4 protein-coding genes are annotated in these 3,819 nt (G+C 74.1%); 2 read left to right on the forward strand and 2 right to left on the reverse strand.

What is annotated here, in order from left to right:
* On the reverse strand, positions 1-837 hold an 837-nt coding region (locus tag ABT084_RS37710; protein ID WP_502969303.1), incomplete at its 3' end, for a tetratricopeptide repeat protein.
* A 96-nt stretch (positions 838-933) separates the two neighbouring features.
* Here ABT084_RS37710 and ABT084_RS37715 point away from each other — a divergent pair.
* Positions 934-2,301, forward strand: coding sequence for an FAD-binding oxidoreductase (locus ABT084_RS37715; protein ID WP_351054322.1), 1,368 nt, complete (start codon positions 934-936; stop codon positions 2,299-2,301).
* Between the two features lie 35 nt (positions 2,302-2,336).
* On the opposite strand, the gene ABT084_RS37720 is transcribed toward ABT084_RS37715, so the two are convergent.
* Complete coding sequence (locus tag ABT084_RS37720; protein ID WP_351054324.1) at positions 2,337-2,819, reverse strand: SsgA family sporulation/cell division regulator; 483 nt, start codon at positions 2,817-2,819, stop codon at positions 2,337-2,339.
* 266 nt (positions 2,820-3,085) lie between these two features.
* Here ABT084_RS37720 and ABT084_RS37725 point away from each other — a divergent pair.
* Positions 3,086-3,819, forward strand: a 734-nt coding sequence (locus tag ABT084_RS37725) for a DUF2510 domain-containing protein (protein WP_351054327.1), incomplete at its 3' end; no start/stop codon positions are given.

Here is a 3,819-nt window from a genome sequence, read left to right on the forward strand (position 1 = left end):
GGCCAGCGCCCGCGCCCGCCCGCCCCGGGCCTCCGCCTGCGCGGGGTCGGTCCGCAGGGCGCCCTCGAACATCCGCAGCGCCTCCCCGGCGTCCCCGCGCTCCCACGACAGCTCGCCCATCCGGTTCAGCACGTACGCCTTCTCCACCGGAGCCTTCGCCGCGCCCGAGGCGTTCGCCATCGCCGCCGCCGCGTCCTCGCGCCAGCCGTGGTCCCGGTACACCTGCGCGGCCCGCGTGAACGCCGCCAGCCCCGGGCGCAGCTCCAGCAGCTCGTTCATGGCCTTCTCGGCCGCCTTGTAGTCGCCCAGCCCGCCGTAGGCGTCCACGAGCACCGGGTACGCCGTCCACCGCTTGGGCGACTGCGCCCGGACCAGCTCGCCCCACTTCTTCGCGGTCCCGTAGTCCCGCCGGGCGTTGGCCAGCGCGCCCATGCCCGTCATCGCGTCGTAGTTGCCCTTCTCCGCGGGCCGCAGCTCCAGCGAGCGCTTCAGCGCCTTCTCCGCCTTCGGGCACCAGGCCGTGTCGCCGGTGCGCCGCGCCTGTTCCAGGTACGCCGCCCCCAGCACCGCCCACGAGCCGTCGTCGTCGCCATGCTTGACCAGCCACTTCTCCCGGTCGGTGATCAGCGCGCTCAGGTCCACGGCCGCCGCGGGCGCGCCCATCCCGACCGCGGAGGCGGCCCGTTCACTGGGCCCGGGCGGCCGGGCGTCGTCGCCCTGCTCGACGGGCCGGATCACCAGGGCCCCGACGATCAGGACCACGGCGACGGCGGCCGGCACGAGCGTCTTGCGGCCGGTGAAGGTCACGGGCGGCGCGGGCCGCGATTCCTCGTCCATGGGGTCACTGTGCGTCAATATGAAGAGCGGACGGAGGTGTCCGAAGAGGGTCGCGCCCGGGTTCACACCGATGGCGGCGGGTGCCAGGCTGGCCCCATGGACGATCTCTTGGCGCGCCTCCACGAAGGGCTGCCGAACGCGGCCGTGATCACCGACCCGCAGGTGACCCCCTCCTACGCGTCCGACATGGCCGGCTTCTGCGCGGCCGGCACCCCGGCCGTCGTGGTGCTGCCCCGCACGGTCGAACAGGTGCAGCACGTCATGCGCACCGCCACCGCGCTACGGATCCCCGTCGTCCCACAGGGCGCCCGGACGGGCCTGTCGGGCGCGGCCAACGCCTCCGACGGCTGCATCGTGCTCTCCCTGACCGCCATGGACCGGATCCTGGAGATCAGCACCGTCGACCGGACCGCGGTCGTGGAACCGGGCGTGGTCAACGCCGTGCTGTCCCGGGCCGTCGCCGAACACGGCCTCTTCTACCCGCCCGACCCCTCCAGCTGGGAACAGTGCACCATCGGCGGCAACATCGGCACCGCCTCGGGCGGCCTGTGCTGCGTCAAGTACGGGGTCACCGCCGAGTACGTGCTCGGGCTCGACGTGGTCCTGGCCGACGGACGGCTGCTGCGCACGGGACGGCGTACGGCCAAGGGCGTCGCCGGCTACGACCTGACCCGGCTCTTCGTCGGCTCCGAGGGCACCCTGGGCATCGTCGTCCAGGCCGTGCTCGCGCTGCGCCCCGCGCCGCCGCGACAGCTCGCGCTCGCCGCCGAGTTCCCCTCCGCCGCCGCGGCCTGCGCGGCCGTCTGCGCCGTCATGGAAGCCGGGCTGACGCCCTCGCTGCTGGAACTGATGGACCGTACGACCGTGCGCGCCGTCAACGCGCTCGGCCGGATGGGCCTGCCCGAGAGCACCGAGGCCCTGCTCCTCGCCGCCTTCGACACGCCCGACGCCCCCGCCGACCTCGCGGCCGTCGCCGCGCTGTGCACGGCCGCCGGGGCGAGCGCCGTCGTGCCCGCCGACGACGAGGCCGAGTCCGAACTGCTCCTCCAGGCCCGCAGGACGGCCCTGACCGCGCTCGACGCGCTGCGCCCCGCCACGATGATCGACGACGTGTGCGTGCCGCGGTCCCGGCTGGCCGAGATGCTGGACGGAACGAGCGAGATCGCCCGCAAGTACGCCCTGACCATCGGGGTGTGCGCGCACGCCGGGGACGGCAACACCCACCCGGTGGTCTGCTTCGACCCCGCGGACGCCGACGAGACGGCGCGCGCCCGCGAGTCCTTCGACGCGATCATGGCGCTCGGCCTCGCGCTGGGCGGCACGATCACCGGCGAACACGGGGTCGGAGTGCTCAAGAAGGAATGGCTGGCCCGCGAGCTGGGGCCGGTCGGGATCGAGACGCAGCGCGCGGTCAAGCACGCCTTCGACCCGCTGGGCCTGCTCAACCCCGGCAAGCTGTTCTGAGCCCCGGACGGGCGCGGGCGGGCGGGGGGCCGCGCTCACAGGTCGCCGCCGTCGGAGGACTCGTCCGAGGGCCACGGGTCGCGCAGCCACAGGTCGTCGGCCGGAGTCGGGGCCAGCAGCGCCGCCAGCGCGTCGTCCAGGCCCAGGCGTTCGGCCTCGGTACCGGGCGGCACCATGCGCAGGGTGCGCTCCAGCCAGGCCGACACCGACCCGGCCGGAGCCTCCAGCAGGGCGTCCCCGTCGGGTGAACTGAGCGCCATGCACAGCACGCTGCGCCCGTCGACCTTGGTGGGCCAGACCCGGACGTCGCCGTGGCCGCAGGGGCGGAAGACGCCCTCCACGAGCAGTTCGCGGGCGAAGGTCCAGTTGACCGGGGCGCTGGTGCCGGTGTGGAAGGTGATGTGGACGGCGTACGGGTCGGCCGCGCGGTAGGTCAGCTTGGCGGGGACGCAGATGCTGCGCTCGGGGGACAGGACCAGTCGCAGTTCCAGCTCGCGCTCGATGACGGGGTAGTGCATGGGTGCCTCGCTTCGGTTCTCTTCGCCTCGCGCGGCGCCGGTTACTGGCCCCGCACCCGGAGAGAGCGCCGCGGCGCCCGGGTATGACGCGACTTTCCCGAACGGCGCGAAGGTTGGCCGGTTTCTGTCGGGTGACCGAAAAGCGGCGCATGCGGCGAGGTTCGCCCGAAGGGCTGCACTCTCCCGTTACCGGCCCTGTGGGGCGGTGGTTCTTGGCTATGGTCCTCCCCTGCACAAGCCTCACGCCACGAACGGAGTTGGGGACATTGACGGCCTCCCCTGGAGTCGGCGGGCACGCGGCCCGCGAGGGGTACTACCCCGACCCGTCCATCCCCGGGTACGTCCGGTACTGGAACGGCGGGTCCTGGGTCCCCGGTACGAGCCGCCCCGCGCCCGCCGAGGAGACCGGCCCGGTCTTCCTCGACGAGACCTCCCTGACCGCCGCCTGCCGCGAACCGGAACCGGTACCGGAATCCGTACCGGAACCAGCACGGGTGCGGACGCCGGAGCCGGAGCCGGTGATGTGGCAGGCCGACCCGCTGCACCAGGCGGGCTTCGGAGGCCCCCGTGACCAGCTGATTTCCTGGGGGCACGCGGAATCCGAGCACGGGCACGCGGCCGCCCGCCCGGGCGGGGTCTCCCTCGGCCGGAGCCGCCCGGAGGCACTTCCGGAGCCGCTGCCGGAGGCACAAGCGGAACCCCGCCGGGAATATCACCCGGAGTACCGCCAGGACCCTCGTCCGGCGCCCCGGCCGGAACCTCTGTGGGAGCCGGCGCGGGAACCGGTGGCCGTGCGCGGCTCCGCCTCCGGGGTCCGGATCGGGCGCGCGGCGGCCGGAGTCGGCGAGGTGGTCGGCATCCTGTCGGCGAAGTCCCCGGTGGCCCCGGCCGCGCCGGCGCCCGAGCGTGGCGCGCAGCGCTCGCCTTCTGGCGAAGTCGGAGTTGCTGGTCACTTGATGTCGTTCCCCTCCCGCGGCCGCCAGGACGTTCGGAACGTCTC

Origin of the sequence: Streptomyces sp. NPDC002138, assembly GCF_040296485.1 — a bacterium.
GTDB lineage: Bacteria > Actinomycetota > Actinomycetes > Streptomycetales > Streptomycetaceae > Streptomyces.

Coding starts and splice junctions, on each gene's coding strand:
- ABT084_RS37720 (WP_351054324.1), bottom strand. CDS start 2,819: ATGCACTACCCCGTCATCGAGCGCGAGCTGGAACTGCGACTGGTCCTG.
- ABT084_RS37715 (WP_351054322.1), top strand. CDS start 934: ATGGACGATCTCTTGGCGCGCCTCCACGAAGGGCTGCCGAACGCGGCC.